This window comes from Kocuria sp., assembly GCF_030536815.1.
In the GTDB taxonomy this organism is placed as follows: Bacteria; Actinomycetota; Actinomycetes; order Actinomycetales; family Micrococcaceae; genus Kocuria; species Kocuria gwangalliensis.
This window is the reverse complement of sequence record NZ_JAUNPE010000024.1, coordinates 1-24,564: the sequence shown is the minus strand read 5'-3', so window position 1 is coordinate 24,564 and position 24,564 is coordinate 1. Positions and strand designations below refer to the sequence as shown.

Below are 24,564 nucleotides of genomic sequence, written 5' to 3'. Positions count from 1 at the left end.
CCGCCCTGCTGCAGGGAGTTGAGGCGACGTGAGATCTGGCGGCGGGCCGCCGGGATCTTGGCCGTCATCTCGGACTCGATGAAGCCCGGTGCCACCGCGTTGATGGTGCCACCCTTTTGCGCAATCAAAGGGGCCGTGGCCGCAACGGCACCGATGACCCCGGCCTTGGACGCCGCGTAGTTGGTCTGGCCGCGGTTACCGGCCACACCACTGGTCGAGGCAAGGCACACAATGCGCGGGCGCTCCCCGAGCGTGTCGGAGGCCAGAACCGCCTGGGTGATCCGCAACTGCGACTCGACGTTCACGGCGATCACGGAGTCCCACTTGGCCTGATCCATGTTGGCGAGCATCTTGTCCCGGGTGATGCCGGCATTGTGGACCAGGAGATCCAGCCTGCCGTACCGCTCCGCCGCCAGATCGAGGATCCTCTCCCCCGCTCTGGGGTCCGTGACGTCCAGCTGGAGTGCGGAAACATGCAGGTCGTTGGCCAGCTTGGTGAGTGCCTCACCGGCGGCGGGAACATCCACCACGATCACCATGGCACCGGCTTGCGCCAGGGTCCGGGCGATCTGGGCGCCGATCCCGCGGGCCGCTCCGGTCACCACCGCGACCTTGCCGGCCACGGGCTGATCCCAGTTCGCGGTCGAGTCACCGCGCTCGTCGGTCACCGTGAGGAACTGCCCGTCCACGAACGCGCTGCGCCCGGACAGGAAGAACCGCAGGGCGCCCACCACGGAGGGTGCGTCAGGGGACACACCGTCCGCCACCAGGATGCCGTTGGCGGTGGTGCCGCCGCGCATTTCCTGCGCGGTCGAGCGCACGAGCCCCACTACGCCCTGACGGGCCGCGGCCACGGCGGGGTCCTGAGCTTCCGCGCCGGACGGGGTTCCCGACGCCGCTCCGGTCCCGATTCCCGGGGCCGGTCGCGAGATCGTGATGACCCGGCCGCCGGCGCGTAACTTACGCAGCACGGAGGACAGCTCGAGCGCCGCCTTACCCAGGTCGGAGGGAGTGGTGAGCTCGGTGTAGTCGATGATCACCGCTCCCACGCGGTCCACTTCCTGGGCGTGGCGGCGCACATCGAGGTTCCACCCGAGCATCGCGTGGGCGGCGGCGTCGGCGGCCTGTCCCTTACCCAGAACGAGAACGGAACCCTCGGGGAAATCGCCGCCGGCCCGGTAACGGCGCAGCTTGGCCGGGTTGGGCAGGCCCAGCTTGCTCGCCACCTGCTTACCCAATCCGGAACTGACAAGGTCCAAATATGTATCTGCCACTCAAAGCTCCTGACAATCGAGAATCTGCGGGGAACGCGCCCTAGACGGAACGCACGATCATGGCCACGCCCTGACCACCGGCGGCGCACACGGAGATCAGCGCGGTCTGCGGGCGCCCTTCGGTCTTGGCGCGGGCGGCCAGTTCCTTGGCGGTGGAGGCCACAATGCGGCCGCCGGTCGCCGCGAACGGGTGACCCGCCGCGAGCGAGGAACCATTGACGTTGAGCTTGGAACGGTCCACCGAGCCCACCGGCTCGGACAGGCCTAGGCGGTCGTGGCAGAACTCCTCGGATTCCCACGCGGCCATGATCGCCAGAACGGTGGAGGCGAAGGCCTCGTGGATTTCAATGAGGTCCATGTCCTGCAGGGTCAATCCCTGGCGGGCCAGCAAACGCGGCACCGCGTACGCCGGGGCCATGAGCAGGCCTTCGTGACCGCTGACGAAGTCCACCGCGGCGGCCTCGGAATCGACGACCTCGGCCAGCGGTGCCAAGTGGTGCTCGGCGGCCCAGTCCTCGCTGGTGAGCAACACCGCGGAGGCACCGTCCGTGAGCGGAGTGGAGTTTCCGGCGGTCATCGTGGCCTCGCCGGAGAGCTTCTTACCGAACACGGGGCTCAGGGTGGACAGCTTCTCCACGGTGGAATCCGCACGCATGTTGTTGTCCCTGGACACACCCTTGAACGGGGTGACCAGGTCGTCGAAGAACCCGCGATCGTAGGCGGCGGCCAGGTTCCGATGCGAGGACGCGGCAATGTGATCCTGATCCTCGCGGCTCACCTCCCACTGCTGGGTGGTCAGCGCCTGGTGCTCCCCCATGCTCAGTCCGGTCCGGGGTTCCCCCGTGGTGGGGGCCGAGGGGACCAAGTCGTTGGGGCGCAGGTTCTTGAGCGCCTTGAGCTTCTGGGTGGTGGTCTTGGCGCGCTGCAGTTGCAGCAGCGCGCGGCGCAGACCCTCACTCACGGCAATGGGTGCGTCCGAGGCGGAGTCCACGCCACCGGCGATACCCGCCTCGATCTGACCCGTGCGGATCTTGTTCGCAATGGTGCTCACCGTTTCCATACCGGTCGCGCACGCCATCTGGATATCGAACGCCGGGGTAGCGGGATCCAGGGCGGAGCCCAGCACGGCTTCGCGGGTGAGATTGAAATCGCGGGAGTGCTTGAGCACGGCGCCACCGGCCACGGCGCCCAGCCGCTCGCCGGAGATTCCGGCGCGCGCCACCAGGCCGTCAATGGCAGCGGTGAGCATGTCCTGGTTCGAGGCGCTCGCGTAGGCACCGCCGGCGCGTGCGAACGGGATGCGGTTACCCGCGACCACCACGGCGCGCCGGAGGGACTGCTGTGCATTCTGCTGGTTGTTGTCCATGGAAGAGCTACTCCTCGTGGGTTCCTGTGGTGTGGATCACCTGAAACCCACAGTAGCTGATACTCTCGGTATCGTGAAACAGGTCTCAAAGAACGTTGATGGTCGGAATTCGCGGTGGCAGCGTCACCGTGCCAAGCGACGCATCGAACTGATCACCGCCGCGCGAGACGCGGTGGCCACCCACGGTGCCGGTATTTCCATGGAAGAGATCGCCACCGCGTGCGGTACGTCCAAGTCCGTCTTCTACCGGTACTTCAAGGACAAGTCCGGGGTACAAGCGGCCGTGGGCGAATACTTCGTGTCGCGCATGCGAACCCGCATGGTGGCCGCGGCCCACGAGGCGGACTCGTTTGCGGCCACGGTGCACGCCCTGGTGAAGGAGTACCTGAAGTCCGTGGATGCCTCCGCGGACGTCTACCGCTTTGTGGTGACCGCCCCGGCAGACGGGGACTCGGCCATCGAACAATTCCTGGACTCCGTGTGCCAATTACTCATGGACCAGCACATCCGGCACCGCGGCGAACAAGCAATGCCGTGGGCGCTGCTGCAGTGTTGGGCGGCGTCGACCGTGGGCATGGTCCGGGGCGCCGGGGAAGCCTGGCTCGCCCTGCCCGACACCGATGACAAACCGGACCGGACCGCCATGGGCCGCCTCATTACCGACTGGGCCGTTCAGGGCTTGCGGCCGGAGACCTACACCGAATTCTCCGCGGAAGACGCTTCCTCCCGGACAACCCCTCAGGAGTCATGATGACCACCACGTCCCGCCCCGAAACCCACCCCTCGACCCACCGGATGGCGCAGGTCTCCGAGGACGCCGCGCTGCCCACACACATCGATGTGGCCGGTCTGGGTGAAGTGCTACTGGGCCGCTGGCCGGAGGCGCGCAAGGCCGCCCGAGAGCGCGCCCTGGATCCCCGCCTGCACAGTGACCACAACCTCACGTTCGAGGATCAGCGCGAGCGCACCTTCGAGCAGGTCAAGATCCTTCGCGACGCCGGCACAGCACTGGTGGGCATGCCCGAGTACCTGGGCGGTTCCAACAGCCCCGGCGCCAACGTCTCCGCGTTCGAGGAACTCGTGCTCGCTGACCCGTCCCTCCAGATCAAGTCCGGCGTGCAGTGGGGCCTGTTCGGTTCGGCCGTGCTCAATCTGGGGTCCGAGGAACACCACCTCCAGTGGCTGCCGGACATCCTCAATCTCACCACCCCCGGCGTGTTCGCGATGACGGAGATCGGTCACGGTTCCGACGTGGCCTCCATCGGCACCACCGCCACCTACCTCCCCGAGACCGACGAGTTCGAGATCCACACACCGTTCAAGGCCGCATGGAAGGACTACCTGGGCAACGCTGCGGTGCACGGCAGGGCCGCAGTGGTCTTCGCGCAGTTGATCGTCAAGGGCACCAACCACGGGGTGCATTGTCTGTACGTTCCCCTCCGCAACGACAACGGTGAGTTCCTGCCCGGAGTGGGCGGTGAGGACGACGGCCGCAAGGGTGGCCTCAACGGCGTGGACAACGGCCGCCTGCACTTCACGCACGTGCGCGTGCCCCGCTTCAACCTGCTCAACAAGTACGGGGCCGTGGACGAGAACGGTGACTACTCCTCCCCCATTGCCTCCCCGGGCCGCCGCTTCTTCACAATGATCGGCACCCTCGTGCAGGGGCGTGTGTCCCTGGACGGTGCCGCCACACTCGCCAACCAGATGGCGCTCACCATTGCCGTCCGGTACGCGGAACAGCGCCGTCAGTTCAACACCGACTCGGACATCCGCGAGCAGACCCTGCTGGATTACCAGCAGCACCAACGCCGGTTGATCCCGCGCATTGCGGAGACCTACGCGATGATCTTCGCCCACCAGCAGTTGCTCGACAAGTTCCAGGAGGTCTTCTCCGGCGAGGACGACTCGGACGGCAACCGCCAGGATTTGGAGACCCTGGCCGCCGCCTTCAAATCGATGTCCACCTGGAGCGCCCTGGCCACCCTGCAGGAGACCCGTGAGGCGTGCGGCGGCGCCGGCTTCATGGCCAAGAACCGCATTCCGCAGTTGCGAGCGGACCTCGATATTTACGCGACCTTCGAGGGTGACAACACGGTTCTGCTGCAGCTGGTGGCCAAGCGCCTGCTCACGGACTACTCGGACGAGTTCAAGAATGCGGACGTGGGTGTGATGGCCCGCTACGTGGCCGATCGCGCGACCGAGGCCGGCTTCAACCGTTCCGGTTTGCGCAAGCTCACCCAGGCCTTCACGGACACCGGTGACGCCCGCAGATCGGTCAACGCACTGCGCGATCCCGAGGCACAGCGCGCGTTACTGATGGACCGCGTCGAAACCATCATCGAAGACGTCGCGGACGAGATGCGTGCCGTGGCCCGCAAGTCCAAGAAGGAACAGGCGGAGGTGTTCAACAACAATCAACATCGCCTGATCCAGGCCGCCCGCTCCCACGCCCAGTTGCTGCAGTGGGAGGCCTTCACCGAGGGGCTCGAGAAGATCCAGGACCCCGGCACCAAGCGCGTCCTCACGTGGTTGCGTGACCTGTTCGGCCTGCACCTGCTCGAGGAGAACCTGGGCTGGTACCTGGCCTACGGTCGACTCTCGATGCGCCGCGGCCGCGCCCTGCAGAGCTACGTGAACCGGCTGATCTCCCGGCTGCGCCCCTACTCCCTGGAACTCGTGGACTCCTTCGGCCTGAGCGCAGAGCTGTTGCGCGCGGAGATCGCCGGAACCGTGGAGGAGGAGCGTCAGCAGGAAGCGGACGAGTACTTCCGCCGCCTGCGCGCCAGCGGTGACGCGCCCGCCAAGGAGGCCAAGCCCGCTCGCGACCCCAAGGCGGAAACCCGGGGTCACCACGCGTAGGTCTCACCGTCTCCACGCCGACGCCGCCCGCGAGACTCTCGCGGGCGGCGTCGGCCGTTGCAGAACTAATTAATGCGTTTGATGGTGCCCGTGGTGAGCCGAGGATCGTCAGCCTCGAGGACGTCCGCCACGATCAATGTCACGTTGTCCCGGCCGCCGGTTCGCAGCGCCGCCTGCAACAGGACGTCCGCGGCTTCCTTGGGATGGTGCACGGCGTGGAGCACCCGGGCGATGTGCGCCGGTGACAGCTCACCGGTGAGACCGTCCGAACACATCAACAAGCGCTGGCCCGGACGCGCCGGAATCACAATGACGTCCGGTTCCCACACCTGACCGGTGCCCAGTGCTCGGGTGATCACGTTGCGCCGCGGATGAACGAGCGCCTGAGCCGGGGTGAGTTGACCGATCGACACCAGGTACTGGACCTCGGAATGGTCCACGGTCAACTGGGCCACGCCCACGGGGTGTTCGGGATCGGTGGGGCGCTCGCCCACGGGCGGGCCGGTCAGCTCGTACGTGCGGGAGTCTCCCACGTTGAAAACCAGCCACAGCCACTGCCCCGCAATGTGCACCAGCCACGCGCCGGTGACGGTGGTTCCCGCGCGGGTACCGCACTGGGCCTGAATCGCCTGATCGGCTTCCCACAACACGGACCGCAAACGATGCACGGCGCCAAGTGCCTCATTGGGCACATCGGGATCGAGCTTAAGCTGCCGGTCGATCGTCGCGCGGAACCGGGACACGTCCAAGCCGGGTTCGGGCTCCACGATCCGGTAGTCCATGAAGTTCTCGAGCGTGAACAACTCCGACGAGCCGAGAGTGGACACGCACAACGCGCTGGCGACCTCACCGGCCTCGTGACCACCCATACCGTCCGCCACAGCCACCATGGTGTCGGTGACGACCAGGGAATCTTCGTTGGATTCCCTCCGCAGACCTCGATCGGTGACACCGCCCGACCGGATGGCCAGCGAGATGCTCATTCGTCCTCGTCTTCCAGTCGGGGGCCCTCGCCCTGAGTCAGGGACACCGGCTGCACGTCACCGAAACCGCGTACGTTCCGGGAGGGTTGTGGTGTGAGGACGAACCTGTTGTCATTGGTCAACACGGAGGCCGTGGAGGCATCCACCACCACTCCTCCGGGATCGGTCAGCGCCACCAGCCGGGAGGCCAGGTTCACGGTGGGCCCGTACAGGTCACCCAGCCGGGGTAACACGCGACCCCACACGAAGGCCACGCGGGCCTCCGGGAGGAGCGGGTCGTTCTTGATCAGTCTGGACAACGCCAGGGAAATCTGGGCACCGCCCTGCGGGGTCTCGGACAGGAACATGACCTCATCACCAATGGTCTTGATCACCCGGCCCCCGCCCATGGAAATGATTTCCGCGCAGCGCTTCTCGAACCGCTGCACCAGATTGGCCAGGGTGCGCTCGTTCATTTGCCGCGACAGAGAGGTATAGGAGACCAGATCCGCGAATCCGACGCCGCGGGCCAGCGGAAGCGACGAGCCGCCCACATCCGTACCGTGCTCCCCCAGGCTCTCCGTGGACCCATCGGCGCGCTCACCGCGCATGGCGAGCCGCTGCACGGCGGCCGATAATTGCCGACGCCACGAATAATCGAGCAACTTCTTGAGCGGATCCACCATGTCGGGCAGCACATGCAGCAGTTCGCGCCGCGCCTGGGCGTCCGTCATGCCCTGGTGCGCCACCATGTCCTCGACGAGCGCCTCGATCTGCCACACGACCATGCGGTCGGACAGTTGCGCAACCGAGCGGGCCAGGGACAACGCCGCTTCCTCGGACAATTTGTCCCGCTGCACCAGGTCGGAGACCACGCGTAGCGCCAGGACGTCCTCCTGGGTGAAGTACACCTCGTCCTCGCTGAGATTCGGGAACCCCAGTGCGCGCCAGATTTTTCGCGCGGAGGCGGTGGACAGATCCGCGGCGTGTGCGGTGTCGCGGCGTTTGAGGTTCCGCTCGGAGCCCAGCAGGAGCTGATCAAGGTTCTTGACGGCCGCCTTGGACTCCTCCGACCCGTACAGATTGGACTGCACCGGGTTGTGCAGATTGAGGTTGATCTGCTCGGTCTGGGGACCGACCACGGGCTGGTCCGAGCGCTCGTTGGGGTCTTCAGCCACGCGGCCCTCCTTGAAAACTGCTCGTCGGTGATGTGCTCATGCCAGACCTACTGTAATTGCCAGCGGGCCGTGCGGACTGTTGAATCAGGTCGACCATGGCGGCCGGTTGCGGGCAGGCCACCAGTTTGAGGCCGCCCAGGGCCCCGAAGTCCGCAATGACCGTTCCCCGGTCCACTCGGCGGGTCAGGACGGCAAACACTCCGGTGGGCGCCACCGCGCGTGCGCTGCGCAATGCATCCAATGGCAGGGCCACCACGTTGTCCTTGGCGGGCGGACCGGTCAGGGCCAAGCGCTGATTGGTCAGAACGAACACGGTACGCAGCCAGCGCCACGCCGGCAGCAGCACATACCGGCACGCCACCCACAGCGCGGCAAGGGTAATGACCCAACCCACCAGCGAATGCAGGGTGGTCCAGGGTGCTTCGTAGGGCCGCCAGATCAGGTCCAGCAGTCGTCGCAGCGCCGAGTACAGCAGCACGGTGCACCACGCGATCACGGCCGGTCCCACCAATCTCACGGGGTGGGCCCTGGTGGCGACAATCGTTACCTCACCCGGCCTGGGCACCAGGCGGTTCTTGGTTCTCATGCCCGGTCCCCCGCCGTGCGGTCCTGGATCTCGTGGATCGCGCGCTGTTCGGCCGCGGTTCGGGGCTCACCGGGTGCGGGCCGCACGTGCACGACGTCGCCGGCGGACAAGGCGCGCGCGGCGCCGTCGTGGCCGCGAACGATCAACTCACCCGATGTCCCCAGGCCCTCGGCCACTGCCTGTTCCGGCGCCGTGGAGCCGGGCAAATGCAGTGCCACGCGGCGTCCCAGGGTGTCCACTTCCGATTCGAGGAGAGCGCGCATTTCCCCGCCCGGTCCGAATTCGGCGCCGGGGTCCGCGCTCGCTCGGTGATAGCAGCGGGCGAATTCGCGCAGGATCTCGGTGAGCAGTGCTTGTCGGCCGGGTACGGCAGCGGCGTCACCGGCCTCCAGGAGCAGCGACGTAGCGGCGGGGACCGGTAGGTGGCGCTGACTCACGTTCAAGCCCGCACCCACCACCACGCCGGGGGCGGAGCCATCCCGGGGAGAGACCAGCGAAGCCAGCACACCGCACACCTTGCGCGAGTCCACCAGAACATCATTGGGCCACTTGATCACCGCGGGAGCACCCACGCTGTCCCGGACCACACGCGTGACACTGTGCGCCATGATCAGCGTCAGCCACGGCACGTATTCCATGGGCCAGGGGTGACCCGCTGCCGTGTGCGGCGAGCACGCCACGGAAAAGGTGAGCGCCACGCCCGGCGGCGTGAACCATTGCCGGTCCAGGCGACCCTTACCCGCGCTCTGAAAACCGGTGACCACGGCACTCAGTTCCGCACCCCCGGTTTCTCGCACCCGGTCCGCGAGCCACCGATTGGTGGAATCGACCTGGTCCAACACGGTCACGGCGGAAAATCCGGAGTCCGCCAACGAGGACTGCAACTGGTCTGCGCGCAAATCCGCTGCCGGTGCCAGGGCAGTGGGGTCCATGCGGGTGGCTCCTTCGAAGGGGACGTGAAAGTCGTTATTTCTCAGCTTATGTCTACCGGCGCTGTCGGGGCATAAGCTGAACGGAAGCAACCCCACATCAGGCCGGTGAAAGGCAACTATGAGCATTTTTGCAGTGACCTACTCTTACGGCGGCCCCACGGAGACCCTCAACGAACACCGCCCCGCTCACCGCGCCTACCTGGGCGAGCTGGCGCAGCAGGGAAAGATCATGGGCTCGGGGCCGTTCACGGACCAGGGCGCCGCCGGTGCCCTGCTCGTGTTCTCGGCCGAGAGCGCGGAGGAAGTCCGGGCCATCCTGGCTGAGGATCCGCTGGTCATTCAGGGTGTCGTAACCGACCACAGCGTGCGTGAATGGAGCATCAACACCGGCACGTGGTCGTGACTGACCGGCCACGACTACACGTAAGAACCCGTCACGGGATTGTGGGACCCCTACAAAGGCAAGGGCCGCCCCGCAGAATAAGCTTGTGACGTCCTGAACCTGGGACACCCGGTGCTCCCATCCCTGTACCGGACCGAGATAACGCGAGGTGCCATGAGCCACGACCTGACCACCACCGCAGGCAAGATCGCCGATTTCCGCGAGCGCCGTGAGAAGTCCGAGCGGCCCGCCGGTGACGCGGCGGTCGAGAAGCAGCATTCCCGCGGTAAGAACACCGCCCGCGAGCGCATTGAGATGCTGCTGGACGTGGACTCCTTCGTGGAGTTCGATGCTCTGGCCGTGCACCACTCCACGATGTTCGGCATGGAGAAGAAAAAGCTGCTGGGTGACGGCGTGGTGACCGGTTACGGCACCGTGGACGGCCGGTTGGTTGCCGTGTACTCCCAGGACTTCGGGGTTTTCGGCGGTTCGCTGTCCCAGGTCAACGGCGAGAAAATCGTCAAGGTTCAAAAGTTCGCCCTGCGTAATGGCTGCCCCGTGATCGGCATCAACGACGGCGGCGGCGCTCGGATCCAGGAGGGCGTGGCCTCCCTGGCGATGTTCGCGGACATTTTCCGGATGAACGTGCGTTCCTCCGGAGTGGTTCCCCAGATCTCCCTGATCATGGGCCCGTGCGCCGGCGGCGCCGCCTACTCCCCCGCCCTGACGGACTTCGTGGTCATGGTGGACAAGACTTCGCACATGTTCATCACCGGCCCGGACGTGATCAAGACCGTCACCGGTGAAGAAGTGGACATGGAGACCCTGGGCGGTGCCCGCTCCCACAACGAACGCACCGGCACCGCGGCCTATCTGGCCGCTGATGAGCAGGACGCCTTCGACTTCGTGCATGAGCTCCTCGAATATCTGCCGGGCAACAACCTGCAGGACTCCCCGCGTATGGAGCACGACCAGATCCTGGAAATCGATGACGAGGACCTGGGTCTGGACACGCTCATTCCGGATTCCGCCAACCAGCCCTACGACATGCGCACCGTGATCGAGACCGTGGTGGACGACGGTCACTTCATGCAGATCCAGGAGCTCTACGCGCCCAACGTGATGGTCGGTTACGGCCGCGTGGAGGGTCAGACGGTGGGCATCGTGGCCAATCAGCCCATGCAGTTCGCCGGCACCCTTGACATCGCCGCGTCGGAGAAGGCCGCGCGTTTCGTGCGCCACTGCGATGCGTTCAACATTCCGATCCTGACCTTCGTGGACGTCCCCGGCTTCCTGCCGGGCACGGACCAGGAATTCAACGGCATCATTCGCCGCGGCGCCAAGTTGCTGTACGCGTACGCGGAGGCGACCGTTCCCATGGTCACCCTGATCACGCGCAAGGCCTACGGTGGCGCGTACATCGTGATGGGTTCCAAGAAGCTGGGCGCGGACATCAATTTGGCCTGGCCCACCGCTCAAATCGGTGTGATGGGCGCTCAGGGAGCGGTGGAGATTCTCTACCGCCGCGATCTGAAGGCCGCAGCGGACAACGGCGAGGACACCGCCGCTCTGCGCGCGGAGCTTGCTCAGAAGTTCGAGGAGGACCTGTTGAATCCCTATCAGGCCACGGAACTCGGGTTCGTGGATTCGGTCATCATCCCGTCCGAGACCCGCACTCAGATCATCAAGGCGTTGCGCGGTCTGGCCGACAAGCGCGCGTCGATGCCCGCCAAGAAGCACGGGAACATTCCGCTGTGAGCGCCCACGACAAGACGTGTGCGGCGGTGTCCGGGTTGGAGTCCGTAGATCCCCAGGACAAGCGCGACCCCCTCTTCACGGTCACGCGCGGCAACCCGACCGCCGAGGAACTCGCCGCGCTCACCGCGGTCTTCATGAGTTACGACGCCGCTGCGGGCGATGCGCACTCCACTCCCGTTCGCGTACCGCGAGTACAGTCGCGTCGCATGCGGCTGGGAATGAAACTTCGCCCCGGGTGGGGCGCGTGGCGGCGCACACGGCCGGAGAGCTGACCCCGGGGTTCATGATTTCCCCAGCATAATGGTGGGCGTGAATGTCATTGTCGCGAGCGTGTTGTGGAGCCTGGCCCTCCTTCTGCTGGCCAGTGGCGTGGCCAAGCTGCTCACCCGCAAGACCGACGACAGCGCCCTGAACGTCATGGCACTACCCGCCCTGGTGGACACGCGGGCCACGCGCACCGCGCTCCCCTGGGTCGAGATCCTCTTGGCGCTGGCTCTGGTGCTGAGCTCCGGAATCGTCCTCTGGGCGGCCACGGCCGCGACCGTGGTGCTCTTCGCCGCATTCACGGTGTTCGTGAGCATCGGTGTGCGCCAGGGTGACCCGGCGTCCTGCGGGTGCTTTGGTTCGTGGTCTCGAGCGCCCATGTCCTGGCGCACCATTGTTCGCAATCTGGTCTTCGTGGCCCTGGCCACCATTGCGTTCCTTGCGGCGAGCACCGGTTCCTACCCTGGGCCCGCCCTGCCGTTGCCATGGTGGACCGTGGTGGCGGCGGCAGTTCCGCTGGTAGTCATCGGGGTGATCGTGTGGGCCGAAAGGGGCGCCCCGACCCAGCAGGGGTTGCGCGCGGCTCAGCTGAGCACCCTTGCGCCGCTGCCGCAGTACCTCAACTCTCGGGAGACAACCTCCCGGCCCAGCACCGCCGAGGTCGTGGACCCCGCCGTCACCACTCACCCGGGTGACGCGGCTGTCGAGGCAGACAATGACGTTCGGCTTCCGATTCCCCTCGGCTGGGCCGTTGACGGCAAGGGTCAGCGAGTGTCACTGCGCATCATGGCGCACAGCCAGGCACGTGCCCTGTTCTACGTCGGCCCGGAATGCGACCCGTGCCTGACCGTCATTCACCGGCTCCGGAACATTCCCCATGCTCTGGGCCCGGTGGCACTGCACACCGTGGTCTCCCATGAAGATGTTCTGCGGGCCCTGCCCGAGTCCCTGCGCCCCAACGCCCTGGTGGACCCGGACCGGTCGCTGGCCGGCTCTTTGGGTATGGTGTCCACCCCGTGGGCCGTGGTCCTGGGTGCGGACGGCTTGCTGGCGGGCGGTCCCGTAGCAGGCGGCCCGGCCGTGGGGCGGCTACTGAATGAACTGCTGGAACGCTTCGACACGGCTCCCCGTTCGTAACCACCGCCCGCGTGCGACCGTGTCATCTCGCCGGGTGGGACTAGTGTGGCTTCTCGTGACTGACACGCAGACCGGCAACGGTTCGACCCACGAGCTCCCCCCGCTGGGAACGGTTCACCGCCCCGCCACCCCGGTGGATGACCTGGCCAACCGGCATTTCGAGCGCTCCATGAGGCTGGATCCTCTGACGGCCGCGTTGAACGGTCTCACCGGTTACGGACCCGCCTACCCTGATTACGGACCTCAGGGTCGAGCGGACAGAGCACACTTGCGCACCGAAACTCTCCGGGCCCTGCGGTCAGCACAACCCCTGGACGACGTCGATCGGGTCACGATTCACGCCCTGCGCAATCAGCTGAACCTGGAGGCGGACCTGCATTCCGCGAACCTGGATGTGTCACCCGTCAACAACATTGCCTCCCCGGTGCAGGGGGTGCGCGAAATCTTCGACAACATGCCCACGAACAGCACGCAGGACTGGGAGCACATCGTCGAGCGGTTGCATCACGTGCCCCGCGCTCTGGGCAGTTACACCGAGGGGTTACGCGAGGCGGCCTCGCTCGGCAAAATGGCCTCGATGACCCAGATCCGAGAAGCCGGAGCGCAAGCGGAGGCCTACTCCGAACTCAAGGGGCCCCTGGGCGCACTCCTGACCCATGGAGCCGTCCCCGCACACCTCCGGCCTGCGTTGGAGCAAGCCGTGACCCGGGCCCGCGAGGCCTACTCGGCCCTGGTGCGCTCGTATCACGAAGATTTCGCCCCGTCCGCCCGGGAATCCGACTCCGTGGGGGAGGACGACTACCGCCTGTATCTGCGCTCTTTCCTGGGTGCCACCCTCGAACCTCGCGAGGTGTACGAGTGGGGCATCGACCAGTTGCGCACGTTGGATCAGGAACAGCGGCTGGTGGCCCACGAGATCCTGCCGGGCTCATCCATTCGTGAGGCCATGAACGCGCTCAACGACGACCCGGCCCGCCGCCTGGATTCCACCGATGCCCTGCAGCACTGGATGCAGGAACTCGCCGATCGGGCCGTGTCCGAACTGTCCACGACTCACTTCGAATTCACGGACGCCATGCGCAACCTGGAATGCAGGATCGCGCCCACGCAGGACGGCGGAATTTATTACACCCCGCCCAGTAGCGACTTCTCCCGCCCCGGGCGCATGTGGTGGTCGGTCCCCGAGGGCACCCACCACCACGCCACGTGGGAGGAAACCACCACCGTCTACCACGAAGGCGTCCCCGGGCACCACTTGCAATGCGCGACCGCCTTGGCCAACGCGGGTGAACTCAATGACTGGCGCCGCATGGGAATTTGGGTGTCGGGCCACGGTGAAGGCTGGGCACTGTACGCCGAGCGCCTCATGGCCGAACTCGGATACCTGGATGACCCCGGTGACCGCATGGGGATGCTCGATTCGCAGCGGCTGCGCACGGTGCGAGTGATTTTCGATGTCGGATTCCACTGCGGTTATGAAGTGCCGGGGCAACTGGGTGACCTGCTCGGTGGCGCTCGCCCCGGTGAGGTGTGGTCCCCGCAGGACGGGTGGGACTTCCTGACCCACAACGTGATCATGGACCCCGCCGTGCTGCGTTTCGAATGGTTGCGCTACATGGGCTGGCCGGGCCAGGCGCCGTCGTACAAACTGGGCCAGGAACTGTGGCTGGACCTGCGCCGGCAAGTAAAGGCGCGCGAAGGCGAGCGGTTCGATCTCAAACAGTTCCACAGCCGCGCATTGCGCCTCGGGTCCGTGGGATTGGACACACTCGCACACGCCATGACTCTCTAGTCCTGCGTGTTCTCGCGGGTTTGTTTCCGATTCGGTACAACGACGGCGCTCGGTACGTAACATTTCGTCATACAGCACGTGCGCTTTATGATTCGCCGCTCTACGCTGGCTGATATGAATTCCGCAGAAAATACCCGGCGCCTACCGAAATGGATGACCTCCTTCGGTTGGCAGATCTTGATCGCCCTGATCCTGGGCGTGCTCCTGGGCTCCCTGGCCGCATCCATGGGTGGCGACCCCGAGGAGAATCCCAACTGGTTGATGACCACGCTGGACACCATTGGCGCCAGCTACGTCACGCTACTGAAGGCAGCGGTGGTGCCCCTGGTGGTGACCGCCGTGATCGCCTCGATCGCCAACCTCCGCGACGTCTCCAATGCGGCCCGGCTCGCGTGGAAGACCCTGGTGTGGTTTGCGATCACCGCGCTGATTGCCGTGCTGATCGGCATGGTGTTGGGTGTGGTGATTCAGCCCGGCGTGGGTACCGGCCAAGCACAACCCGGTGAATACACGGGCTCCGAGGGCTCCTGGCTCGGATTCCTCAAGGGCATCATCCCGGTGAACTTCCTGGGACTGGAGGCCACCTCCAAGATGCCCGACGCGGAAACCGTGACCACGGCACTGAACTTCAACGTGTTGCAGATCCTGGTGATCTCCGCCGTGGTGGGTATTGCCGCGCTCAAGGTCGGCAAGGCCGCGGAACCGTTCCTGACCTTCATGCAGTCCGGCCTGGCAATCATGCAGAAAATCGTGTGGTGGATCATTCGCCTGGCACCGCTGGGCACCCTGGGTCTGATCGGACGCGCGGTGTTCGAATACGGTTGGACCTCCATGGGCTCGCTGGTCAGCTTTGTGATCACCGTGTACGTGGGTCTGCTCCTGGTCGGTTTTGTGGTCTACCCCATCCTGATCAAGATCAACGGCCTGTCCATCAAGCAGTTCTTCTCCGGCGTGTGGCCGGCCATGCAGCTGGGCTTCGTCTCCCGTTCGTCCCTGGGAACCATGCCGCTGACCCAGCGCGTGAGCGAACGGAATCTGGGCGTACCCCGGCATTACGCGTCCTTCGTTATCCCGCTGGGCGCCACCACCAAGATGGACGGTTGCGCAGCCATTTATCCGGCCGTCGCAGCAATCTTCGTGGCCCAGTTCTACGGTGTTGCGCTGACCCCCATGCACTTCGTGCTGATCGCCCTGGTGTCCGTGCTGGGTTCGGCGGCAACCGCGGGAACCACCGGCGCCACCGTCATGCTGACGCTGACGCTGTCCACCTTGGGTCTGCCGCTCGAGGGAGTGGGCCTGTTGCTGGCCGTGGACCCGATCCTGGACATGGGTCGCACCGCGCTCAACGTCACCGGTCAAGCCCTGGTGGCCGCGATCGTGTCCAAGCGTGAGGGCATCATCGACATGGACCTGTACAACGCCCAGCGCTCCGGTGAGCCGTTCTCGGACGAGGACACCCACCAGCAATTGTCCCCGGCCGGCACCCGAACCGGAACCGGCGAGGGATCGCACGCCCTTGCCCCGTCGGGCCCCAGTGACGGGCAACGCGTGGACTGAGCCCTAACTCGAAAAACGGCGAAAACTCACAGACAAGGAGCGGCACGGGATACCCGTGCCGCTCCTTGCCCGCCCGGACAGAACCACTAGACTGTGAACCACATCACCACAATGACGTAGGAGATTCATGCCATGACGGTTTACCAACAGCCCGGCCAGGACGGCGCCAAGGTCACTTTCAAGCCCCGTTACGAACACTTCATCGGCGGTGAATGGGTGGCGCCCGTCAAGGGCCAGTACTTCGAAGACATCACACCCATTACGGGACAACCCTTCACCGAGGTGGGCCGCGGCACCGCCGAGGACATCGAAGCGGCCTTGGACGCGGCGTGGGCCGCAGCGCCGTCGTGGAATGCCACGTCTCCCACCGAGCGCGCGTTGATGCTGAACAAGATCGCGGATCGCATGGAAGAGAACCTCGAAACCATTGCGGTCGCGGAGACCTGGGACAACGGCAAACCCATTCGCGAATGCCTCAATGCGGACATCCCGCTCGCAATCGACCATTTCCGCTACTTCGCCGGAGCCATCCGCGCCCAAGAGGGCCGCTTGTCCCAGTTGGACGAGAACACGGTGGCCTATCACTTCCACGAGCCCCTGGGTGTGGTGGGTCAGATCATCCCGTGGAACTTCCCGATCCTGATGGCCGTGTGGAAACTCGCTCCCGCGTTGGCCGCCGGTAACTGTGTGGTGCTCAAGCCCGCCGAGCAGACTCCCGCCTCCATCTTGGTGCTCATGGAGCTCATCAAGGACCTGGTGCCCGCCGGAGTCATCAATATCGTCAATGGTTTCGGCGCAGAATGCGGCAAGCCGCTGGCGTCCAACAAGCGGATCCGCAAAATCGCATTCACGGGTGAGACCACCACAGGCCGCCTGATCATGCAGTACGCCTCCGAGAACATCATTCCGGTCACGTTGGAACTGGGTGGCAAGTCCCCCAACATCTTCTTCGAGGACATTGCGGCGCAGAAGGACGGCTTCTACGACAAGGCGTTGGAGGGCTTCGCGTTCTTCGCGCTGAACCAGGGTGAGGTGTGCACGTGCCCCTCACGCGCGCTGGTCCAGGAATCGATCTACGACCAGTTCCTGGCCGACGGTATTGATCGGGTCTCCAAGATCACGGCGGGTAACCCGCTGGACACGGACACCATGATCGGCGCCCAGGCATCCACCGATCAGCTCGAGAAGATCCTCTCCTACCTGGACATCGGTAAGAAGGAGGGCGCCAAGGTGCTGATCGGCGGTGAACGCGCCGAGCTCGACGGCGATCTGGCGGGCGGCTTCTACGTGCAGCCCACCGTGTTCGAGGGCACCAACGACATGCGCGTCTTCCAGGAGGAGATCTTCGGCCCCGTGCTGTCGGTGGCCAAGTTCAGCACCTACGACGAGGCCATCGGCGTGGCCAATGACACGCTGTACGGGCTCGGCGCCGGCGTGTGGGCGCGCAGCGGCAACATTGCCTATCGCGCCGGACGCGCCATCCAGGCCGGTCGCGTGTGGGTGAATCAGTACCACAACTACCCCGCTCACTCGGCGTTCGGCGGGTACAAGTCCTCGGGGATCGGACGCGAGAACCACCTGATGATGTTGGACCACTATCAGCAGACCAAGAACCTGCTGGTGTCCTACACGGAAACTGCGCAGGGCTTCTTCTAAACCCTGAGCGAAAGGTAGTGAGGTGCCATGAGCGCACAACCTTTTGAACCGCAAGACCTGGGCGGTCTTGAGTACCACGTGGTGCTCGAGACCGCCCCGGTGGTGCCCGGCGACACCACCTCTCGGGTGGGCTTCACCGGGCCCGCCGTGGCCTTGCTGCAGGAACTATGGGACCAACACGGACCGCTCATGTTCCACCAATCGGGCGGCTGCTGCGACGGTTCATCCCCCATGTGCTTTCCCGCCGGAGAATTCCGAACGGGAGCTGCGGATGCGCTGCTGGGGGTTGCCCAGTTGCCGTCGCCGTCCGGTGGGGAGCTGGGCCCTTTGGAGTTCTGGATCTCGACCGAACAATTCGAGGTGTGGCGTCACACGCGCTTGATCATCGATGCGATTCCGGGTCGGGGCGGGGGGTTTTCCCTGGAAGCGCCCACGGGCAAACGGTTTCTCACGCGCAGCGAACTCTGCATCGTGCCGCCGGTCGAGTCAGGTCCGCAAGAACGCAACACGCACCCTGTAGGTAACAGCCGCGAGGCCACCTTTCACCCGCCGGCCCTGGGTCATCCGCGCGCTTCATGAGAAGTTCACGCGGGAGCACGCGGGGATTACTTTGTGTCCCCTGATACATCGCGCCAGCCTTGCACGGCTGGCCACGGTATTCTCCGCATGCTCCCACATCCCCCGTGAACCGGCGGTGTAGGCCTTGTTTCGCCTCCCCGGGAATGAAACATCAACCACCGCCGGGTGACCCCGAGGGAGGACGCCAAGTGCGCACTCAATCCGTCATCGCTGGGGTTACTCAAAAGTAACCTATTAGCCGTGACGCGTCAATGATGTCGACAGAAAATAGTTGACAAGGATTTCCGGACGGATCTGGGCGGTGGCTGCGCTCCCGCATGCGTCACCGCCTTTGGGTCTTCGTCGTTCGACTCGTATATTGAAACCCATGCGTCCTGTTCTCATTCTGGCCTCGCAGTCTCCTGCGCGCGCATCCCTGCTGACGCGCGCACACCTTCCGTACGAGACCGTGGTCTCGCACGTGGACGAGGACGCCGCACTCGCCGAGCACGGGCCATTGAGCCCCTCGGACACGGCACTGCTGCTGGCGCGAGCCAAGGCGGAAGCCGTGGCGAGTCTGGAGGTTGCCGAGGGCCGTGTGGTTCTGGGGTGCGACTCGGTCTTCGAACTCGACGGCGAGAGCTACGGCAAGCCCTACACTGCGGATGTGGCGGTGGAACGCATCACCGCCATGAGCGGACGGAAAGGCACCCTGCACACCGGCCATTGGCTCGTGGATCGCCGAAACGGCGAAACCCTCGGTGAGGGTGCCGTCAGCTCTGCGGACGTCTATTTTGCGCAGATGTCCCGCGAGGAGATCGACGATTACGTAGCCACCGGCGAACCCCTGCAGGTCGCCGGCTCATTCACCCTTGACGGCCACGGATCAGTGTTCATCGAGCGCGTGGACGGAGACCCCAATGCCGTGATCGGTCTGAGCATCTCCACGCTTCGCCGACTTTTGGCCGCCCGCGGCATCAGTCCAAGCCATTGGTGGCGGCCAACACCACAGGCCACCACGTCATGATTTGTAGAAGACCTACAGATCAACCCCGCACCCGGGCCTTCGCTTAGGTGATCTCCAGTACGGGGCACTAATCTGCTGGAGAGTATCGACAAGGAGCTATTCACGTGACAATCACCTCCACGCAGCAGCAGGCCTCCGCTGACATGCGCCCCATGACCAAGGTCTTGGTGGCCAACCGCGGTGAAATCGCGGTACGCGTCATCCGCGCCGCACGCGACGAAGGCCTCACCTCCGTGGCCGTCTACGCGGATACCGACCGCGACGCCATGCATGTGCGCATGGCGGACGAGGCCTACGCCCTGGGCGGCACCACGGCCGCCGATTCGTACCTCGTGATCGACAAAATTCTCGACGCCGCCGCTCGCGCCGGGGCCGATGCCGTTCACCCCGGGTATGGCTTCCTCTCGGAGAACTCGGACTTCGCCATGGCCGTGATCAATGCCGGTATGACGTGGATCGGGCCTCCCCCGGCGGCCATTTCCAAGCTCGGCGACAAGGTGGCTGCCCGCCACATCGCCGAGAAGGTCAATGCCCCGCAGGTTCCGGGCACCGCCGATCCCGTGAACTCCGCGGATGAGGTGCTCGCCTTCGCGGACGAGCACGGCCTCCCGATCGCGATCAAAGCGGCCTTCGGCGGCGGTGGGCGCGGTATCAAGGTCGTGCGCGAACGTGCTGCCATCCCGGAACTGTTCGAATCCGCCGTCCGTGAGGCCACCGCCGCCTTCGGCCGCGGTGAGTGCTTCGTCGAGCGGTTCCTGGACGCTCCGCGGCACGTGGAAACCCAGTGCCTCGCGGACGGCCACGGCAACGTGGTGGTGGTGTCCACCCGCGACTGTTCACTGCAGCGCCGCAACCAGAAGCTCGTGGAAGAAGCTCCCGCACCCTTCCTCACGGACGATCAGGTCCACCGCCTGTACGAGGCCTCCAAAGCCATCCTCAAGGAGGCTCAGTACCAGGGTGCCGGTACGTGCGAGTTCTTGGTCGGTCAGGACGGCACCATTTCCTTCCTCGAGGTCAATACGCGATTGCAGGTGGAGCACCCGGTGTCCGAGGAGGTCACCGGGCTGGACCTCGTGCGCGAGCAGTTCCGCATTGCACGCGGTGAGGAACTCGGCTACGAGGACCCGCAGGTACGCGGCCACAGCTTTGAGTTCCGCCTCAACGGTGAGGACGCCGGCCGCAACTTCATGCCGGCTCCGGGCACCCTGACCACGTTCTCGCTGCCCACGGGGCCCGGCGTACGCGTGGACACCGGTGTGGAGGCCGGTGAAACCATTGGCGGCAACTTCGATTCCATGCTCGCCAAGCTGATTGTCACGGGCACCACCCGGGAACAGGCGCTGCAACGCTCCCGCCGTGCCCTGGACGAGCTCGTGATCGAGGGCATGCCCACGGTCGTTCCCTTCCACCGCGCGGTCGTTTCCGACCCGGCTTTCGCCCCGGAGGACGACACGGCGTTCTCGGTGCACACCCGGTGGATCGAAACCGAGTTCGACAACCAGATCCAGCCGTATGAAGCACCCGTCGAACCCGCCACGGAAGAACCCGAGCGCCAGTCCGTGGTGGTCGAGGTGGGTGGCAAACGACTTGAAGTCACCCTGCCGCAACTGCCCGGTGCCGGGCGCACCGCCGCCACCACCACCGGCGGCCCGCAGCCCAAGCGCAAGTCACGCGCCAACCGCGGTGGTTCCGCCGCGGCCCGGGGTGCTTCCGGTGATTCGCTGACCTCGCCCATGCAGGGCACCATCGTAAAAATTGCCGTGGCCAACGGCGACACCGTGGCAGAGGGCGACCTGATCGTGGTGCTCGAGGCAATGAAGATGGAACAGCCTCTCACGGCCCACAAGTCCGGTGTGATCAAGGACCTGTCGACCTCCACCGGGGACACGGTCTCCGCGGGGACGGTACTGGCAAACATCACGGACTGATCCCTCAAGACTGCGTAAGAACGGCGGCTCCCCCGTGGGTGCCGCCGTTCTTGTGTTCCGTTCACGCCCCGAGCGCGATCAGTGCGTTCGATCCTGGGTGTCAAGAAATATCTCACATAATGGATGTCTGAATTCATCTTGTGGACCGCCGGGTCTAGCGTGTAACCATTCACAACCCCTTCCCCTGTGAGGATTCATCATGTCTACAACCGTGACGGATTCGGGTTCCCAGGGACCCGGATCGGATCAGCCACCCGCGCAGCGCGTCCCACGCTCTCGCGTGATCGTGGCGTCGCTGGTGGGCACCACCATCGAGTTCTACGACTTCTACGTGTACGCAACCGCTGCCGTGGCCGTCTTCCCCGCGCTGTTCTTCACGGGCGAGGACGAGACCACCAAGCTCCTGGCCTCCATGGCCACCTTTGCCGCGGCGTTCTTCGGTCGCCCCATTGGTTCGGTGATCTTCGGCCATTACGGCGACAGGATCGGCCGTAAGGCCACCTTGATCGGCGCGCTGCTGACCATGGGCATCGCCACGTTCTTGATCGGCCTGCTACCCACCTACTACTCCATCGGCATCTGGGCTCCCCTGATCCTGACGATCCTGCGTTTCTGTCAGGGCCTGGGCTTGGGCGGCGAGTGGTCCGGCGCGTCGTTGCTGGCCACCGAGTACGCGGAAGAGGGCAAGCGTGCCCGTGCCGCCATGTGGCCCCAGTTGGGTGCGCCGTTCGGCTTCATCCTGGCCAACGGCTTCTTCTTGATCCTGACCATCGTCATGCAGTTCGGCACCGCCGGGCATCACGCCGTGGGTGACCACCCGTTCCTGGTCTGGGGCTGGCGCATCCCGTTCATCGCCTCCGTGGTCATGGTGCTGCTGGGCCTGTGGGTGCGCATGAAGCTCGAGGAAACCCCGGTCTTCAAAAAGGCCGAACGGCAGGGCCAAAAGGTCAAGGCACCCGTGGTCGAGGTGTTCAAGACCTCATGGGTCCAGATCATCCAGGGCACCTTCATCATGCTGGCCACCTACGTTTTGTTCTACCTCATGACCGCGTGGGTGCTGTCCTTCGGCATCGGCTCCCCGGACAACGGTGGCCTGGGTATCGAGTACCGCGATTTCCTGGTCATCCAGTTGTTGGCCGTGGTGCTGTTCGCCATCACCGTGCCGATCTCCGGTTGGCTCGCCGACAAATACGGCCGCCGTTCCTCGCAGCTCGTGATCACCTCCGCGATCGTGGTGTTCGGCCTGTGCTTCGGTCTGATCATGGACCCCGCGCTCGTGGGCACCGGGGAGAACGTCTCCGTGGGCCGCGTGCTCTTCTTCCTCGCGGTCGGCATGACCTTGATGGGCCTGACCTTCGGTTCGATGTCCGCCATCCTCCCCGAGCTGTTCCCCACCAACGTGCGTTACACCGGCTCCGGCATCGCGTACAACGTGGCCTCCATCCTGGGCGCGGCCATCACCCCCTACATCGCGGTGGTCCTCAATGCGAACTTCGGGGTGGGCTCGGTGGGCATGTACTTGTCCTTCGCAGCGGTTATCACGCTGATCGCCCTGTGGTTCTCCCCGGAGACCAAACACGTGGACATGTACACCGTGGGACGCAAGCTCGTGAAGTAACGAACCGTCCGCTCCGCCGGCCATCACGTACGACGTCGCCCCGGTGACCTTTCGCGCGAACGGTCACCGGGGCGACGTCGTACGTTCGTGGGTCAGCGGTGCACGTGCAACCGGCGAGCGGCCTCCGAGATGGAGCCCGACAGGGACGGGTACACGGCAAAGGTGTCCGCGAGGTCGTCCACGCTGAGGTTGTGGGTGACGGCCAGGGCGATCGGGTAGATCAGCTCGGACGCGCGCGGGCCCACGACCACGCCACCCATGACGGTGCCGGTGCCGCGGCGGGCGAAGATCTTCACGAAACCGTCGTCCACGGCCATCATCTTGGCGCGCGGATTGGTGCCCAGTTGGAGTGCCGCGTACTCGATCACGGACGGATCGGACTTTGCGTCCTTCTGGCCAACGCCCACTGACGCGATCTCCGGGGAGGTGAAAATGTTGGAGGCAACCTGGTCGGTGCGTAGCGGGCGCACTGCGTCCCCCAACTGGTGAGCCACGGCAATGCGGCCCTGCATGGCTGCCACGGAGGCCAGCGGCAGCACGCCGGTGCAGTCACCTGCGGCGTAGATGCCGGGCACGGTGGTGCGCGACACGGCGTCGACCACGATGTGACCGGACCTGCTCGTGGCCACTCCCACCTCGTCGAGACCGAGGTCGGTGGTGTGCGGGATGGAACCCACGGCCAGCAGACAGTGTGAGCCCCGGACCTTACGGCCGTCGGCGAGGGTGACCAGAACGCCGTCGCCGGTGTTCTCCACCGTGTCCGCACGAGAACGGGACAGCACCGTCAATCCGCGGCGCTCGAACACGTTCTCCAGTACGGCTGCGGCGTCGGAGTCCTCCCCGGGAAGCACCTGGTCGCGGGAGGAGATCAACGTGACGTCCGAACCCAGGCCGTTGTACGCGGACGCGAACTCCGCACCGGTGACACCGGAACCCACCACAATGAGCTTCTCCGGGATCTCCCGCATCTGGTAGACCTGCTTCCAGTTGAAGATCCGCTCGCCGTCGGGCTTGGCAGTGTCCAACTCACGCGGGTAGGCGCCCACGGCGAGCAGCACGAACTGGGCTTCGAGATCGTATTCAAGCCCCTCATCCGTGTCCACATGCACCGTGTTCGGGCCGACCATCCGGCCACGACCCTTGACCAGGTGCACGCCCTGACGTTCCAGGCCACGCTTGATGTCGCGGGACTGGGTGGCGGCCAGGCGCAACAGGCGGGTGTTGACCTTTTCCAGGTCCACGGACAGTTGGTTGATCTCATCACCGTCGCCGGAGCCACCCACAATGTGGACACCCAGATCCTTGGCCTCCGCAAAACGGTTCATCGTGTCCGCGGACGCAATCAGGGTCTTGGACGGGACCACGTCGGTCAGCACCGCCGAGCCGCCCATGCCCTGCTGTTCGATCACCGTGACCTCGGCACCCAGGGACGCAGCCACCAGTGCAGCCTCGTACCCACCCGGGCCGCCACCAATGACAACGAGTTTCGGATTCGCAAATTCAGTCTGCACATTCACGCCTCCCATTGTTGCAGCAATTGACCCGGGAATACGCGTGAGCGGAACCTCGGGCCCACTGTTGATGGTGATTTCCGGCTCCACGGTAGGGCGCGCACCGCCGTGCCGAGGGTGGCCGGGGTGGCGGCGGGGACCGGTTCCGCACCTCCCGTGAACATCTGAGGCGGAGGTTCGCACACCTGGACATTTGAGGCGCAAGTTCGCACAAAC

General features: G+C 65.3%; 19 protein-coding genes and 1 pseudogene. 13 read left to right on the top strand and 7 right to left on the bottom strand.

Annotation, left to right across the window (positions count from 1 at the left end):
- Together Q4E95_RS04255 and Q4E95_RS04250 are read right to left on the bottom strand one after the other, a co-directional pair.
- The coding region (locus Q4E95_RS04255) for a 3-oxoacyl-ACP reductase (protein ID WP_303382122.1) at positions 1-1,274 on the bottom strand (1,274 nt) is incomplete at its 3' end.
- A gap of 40 nt (positions 1,275-1,314) precedes the next feature.
- Positions 1,315-2,640 (bottom strand): acetyl-CoA C-acetyltransferase, encoded by a 1,326-nt coding sequence (locus Q4E95_RS04250; RefSeq protein WP_303382121.1) that lies wholly within the window; start codon positions 2,638-2,640, stop codon positions 1,315-1,317.
- A 73-nt stretch (positions 2,641-2,713) separates the two neighbouring features.
- Between Q4E95_RS04250 and Q4E95_RS04245 the strand changes: the two genes are divergently transcribed.
- Complete coding sequence (locus tag Q4E95_RS04245) at positions 2,714-3,391, top strand: TetR/AcrR family transcriptional regulator (RefSeq protein WP_303382120.1); 678 nt, start codon at positions 2,714-2,716, stop codon at positions 3,389-3,391.
- Positions 3,391-5,502, top strand: coding sequence for an acyl-CoA dehydrogenase (locus tag Q4E95_RS04240; protein ID WP_303382119.1), 2,112 nt, complete (start codon positions 3,391-3,393; stop codon positions 5,500-5,502). Before Q4E95_RS04245 ends, Q4E95_RS04240 begins: the two co-directional genes overlap by 1 nt.
- Before the next feature lie 65 nt (positions 5,503-5,567).
- On the opposite strand, the gene Q4E95_RS04235 is transcribed toward Q4E95_RS04240, so the two are convergent.
- Genes Q4E95_RS04235 through Q4E95_RS04220 form a run of 4 tightly spaced genes read right to left on the bottom strand, consistent with a single transcriptional unit; the run spans position 5,568 to position 9,160 of the window.
- Positions 5,568-6,485, bottom strand: coding sequence for a PP2C family serine/threonine-protein phosphatase (locus Q4E95_RS04235; RefSeq protein ID WP_303382118.1), 918 nt, complete (start codon positions 6,483-6,485; stop codon positions 5,568-5,570).
- Positions 6,482-7,642 carry an adenylate/guanylate cyclase domain-containing protein gene (locus Q4E95_RS04230; protein ID WP_303382117.1) on the bottom strand — a complete coding sequence of 387 codons (1,161 nt, stop codon included), beginning with the start codon at positions 7,640-7,642 and terminating at the stop codon, positions 6,482-6,484. Before Q4E95_RS04230 ends, Q4E95_RS04235 begins: the two co-directional genes overlap by 4 nt.
- Positions 7,635-8,228 (bottom strand): hypothetical protein, encoded by a 594-nt coding sequence (locus tag Q4E95_RS04225; RefSeq protein WP_303382116.1) that lies wholly within the window; start codon positions 8,226-8,228, stop codon positions 7,635-7,637. Before Q4E95_RS04225 ends, Q4E95_RS04230 begins: the two co-directional genes overlap by 8 nt.
- The gene (locus Q4E95_RS04220) at positions 8,225-9,160 is read right to left on the bottom strand and encodes a biotin--[acetyl-CoA-carboxylase] ligase (RefSeq protein WP_303382115.1); all 936 of its coding nucleotides are present in this window, start codon (positions 9,158-9,160) and stop codon (positions 8,225-8,227) included. The genes Q4E95_RS04225 and Q4E95_RS04220 overlap by 4 nt, the downstream gene beginning before the upstream one ends.
- Positions 9,161-9,278: 118 nt before the next feature.
- Here Q4E95_RS04220 and Q4E95_RS04215 point away from each other — a divergent pair, with 118 nt between their 5' ends.
- From Q4E95_RS04215 to Q4E95_RS04165, 11 genes and pseudogenes are all read left to right on the top strand, one after another.
- Positions 9,279-9,563 carry a YciI family protein gene (locus Q4E95_RS04215; protein WP_303382114.1) on the top strand — a complete coding sequence of 95 codons (285 nt, stop codon included), beginning with the start codon at positions 9,279-9,281 and terminating at the stop codon, positions 9,561-9,563.
- Positions 9,564-9,716: 153 nt separating this feature from the next.
- The gene (locus Q4E95_RS04210) at positions 9,717-11,300 is read left to right on the top strand and encodes an acyl-CoA carboxylase subunit beta (RefSeq protein WP_303382113.1); all 1,584 of its coding nucleotides are present in this window, start codon (positions 9,717-9,719) and stop codon (positions 11,298-11,300) included.
- Complete coding sequence (locus Q4E95_RS04205; RefSeq protein WP_303382112.1) at positions 11,297-11,572, top strand: acyl-CoA carboxylase subunit epsilon; 276 nt, start codon at positions 11,297-11,299, stop codon at positions 11,570-11,572. Before Q4E95_RS04210 ends, Q4E95_RS04205 begins: the two co-directional genes overlap by 4 nt.
- A gap of 37 nt (positions 11,573-11,609) precedes the next feature.
- On the top strand, positions 11,610-12,701 hold the full coding sequence (locus tag Q4E95_RS04200) for a MauE/DoxX family redox-associated membrane protein (RefSeq protein ID WP_303382111.1): 1,092 nt from the start codon (positions 11,610-11,612) through the stop codon (positions 12,699-12,701).
- A gap of 55 nt (positions 12,702-12,756) precedes the next feature.
- Positions 12,757-14,493 carry a DUF885 domain-containing protein gene (locus Q4E95_RS04195; RefSeq protein ID WP_303382110.1) on the top strand — a complete coding sequence of 579 codons (1,737 nt, stop codon included), beginning with the start codon at positions 12,757-12,759 and terminating at the stop codon, positions 14,491-14,493.
- A gap of 114 nt (positions 14,494-14,607) precedes the next feature.
- The gene (locus tag Q4E95_RS04190; protein WP_303382109.1) at positions 14,608-16,050 is read left to right on the top strand and encodes a dicarboxylate/amino acid:cation symporter; all 1,443 of its coding nucleotides are present in this window, start codon (positions 14,608-14,610) and stop codon (positions 16,048-16,050) included.
- Positions 16,051-16,182: 132 nt separating this feature from the next.
- A complete protein-coding gene (locus Q4E95_RS04185; RefSeq protein ID WP_303382108.1) occupies positions 16,183-17,706 on the top strand; it encodes an aldehyde dehydrogenase family protein in 1,524 nt (507 codons plus the stop codon).
- A 27-nt stretch (positions 17,707-17,733) separates the two neighbouring features.
- Positions 17,734-18,171, top strand: a pseudogene (locus Q4E95_RS04180) (DUF779 domain-containing protein); the annotation flags it as partial.
- A 481-nt stretch (positions 18,172-18,652) separates the two neighbouring features.
- Positions 18,653-19,291, top strand: a complete 639-nt coding sequence (locus Q4E95_RS04175; RefSeq protein ID WP_303382107.1) for a nucleoside triphosphate pyrophosphatase — start codon at positions 18,653-18,655, stop codon at positions 19,289-19,291.
- A 143-nt stretch (positions 19,292-19,434) separates the two neighbouring features.
- Positions 19,435-21,219 (top strand): biotin carboxylase N-terminal domain-containing protein, encoded by a 1,785-nt coding sequence (locus Q4E95_RS04170; protein ID WP_303382124.1) that lies wholly within the window; start codon positions 19,435-19,437, stop codon positions 21,217-21,219.
- Positions 21,220-21,418: 199 nt separating this feature from the next.
- Positions 21,419-22,837, top strand: coding sequence for an MFS transporter (locus tag Q4E95_RS04165; RefSeq protein WP_303382106.1), 1,419 nt, complete (start codon positions 21,419-21,421; stop codon positions 22,835-22,837).
- 92 nt (positions 22,838-22,929) lie between these two features.
- Here the strand turns inward: Q4E95_RS04165 and Q4E95_RS04160 are convergent, their stop codons facing one another.
- Positions 22,930-24,363 carry an NAD(P)H-quinone dehydrogenase gene (locus Q4E95_RS04160; protein WP_303382123.1) on the bottom strand — a complete coding sequence of 478 codons (1,434 nt, stop codon included), beginning with the start codon at positions 24,361-24,363 and terminating at the stop codon, positions 22,930-22,932.
- Between the last annotated feature and the right edge of the window lie 201 nt (positions 24,364-24,564).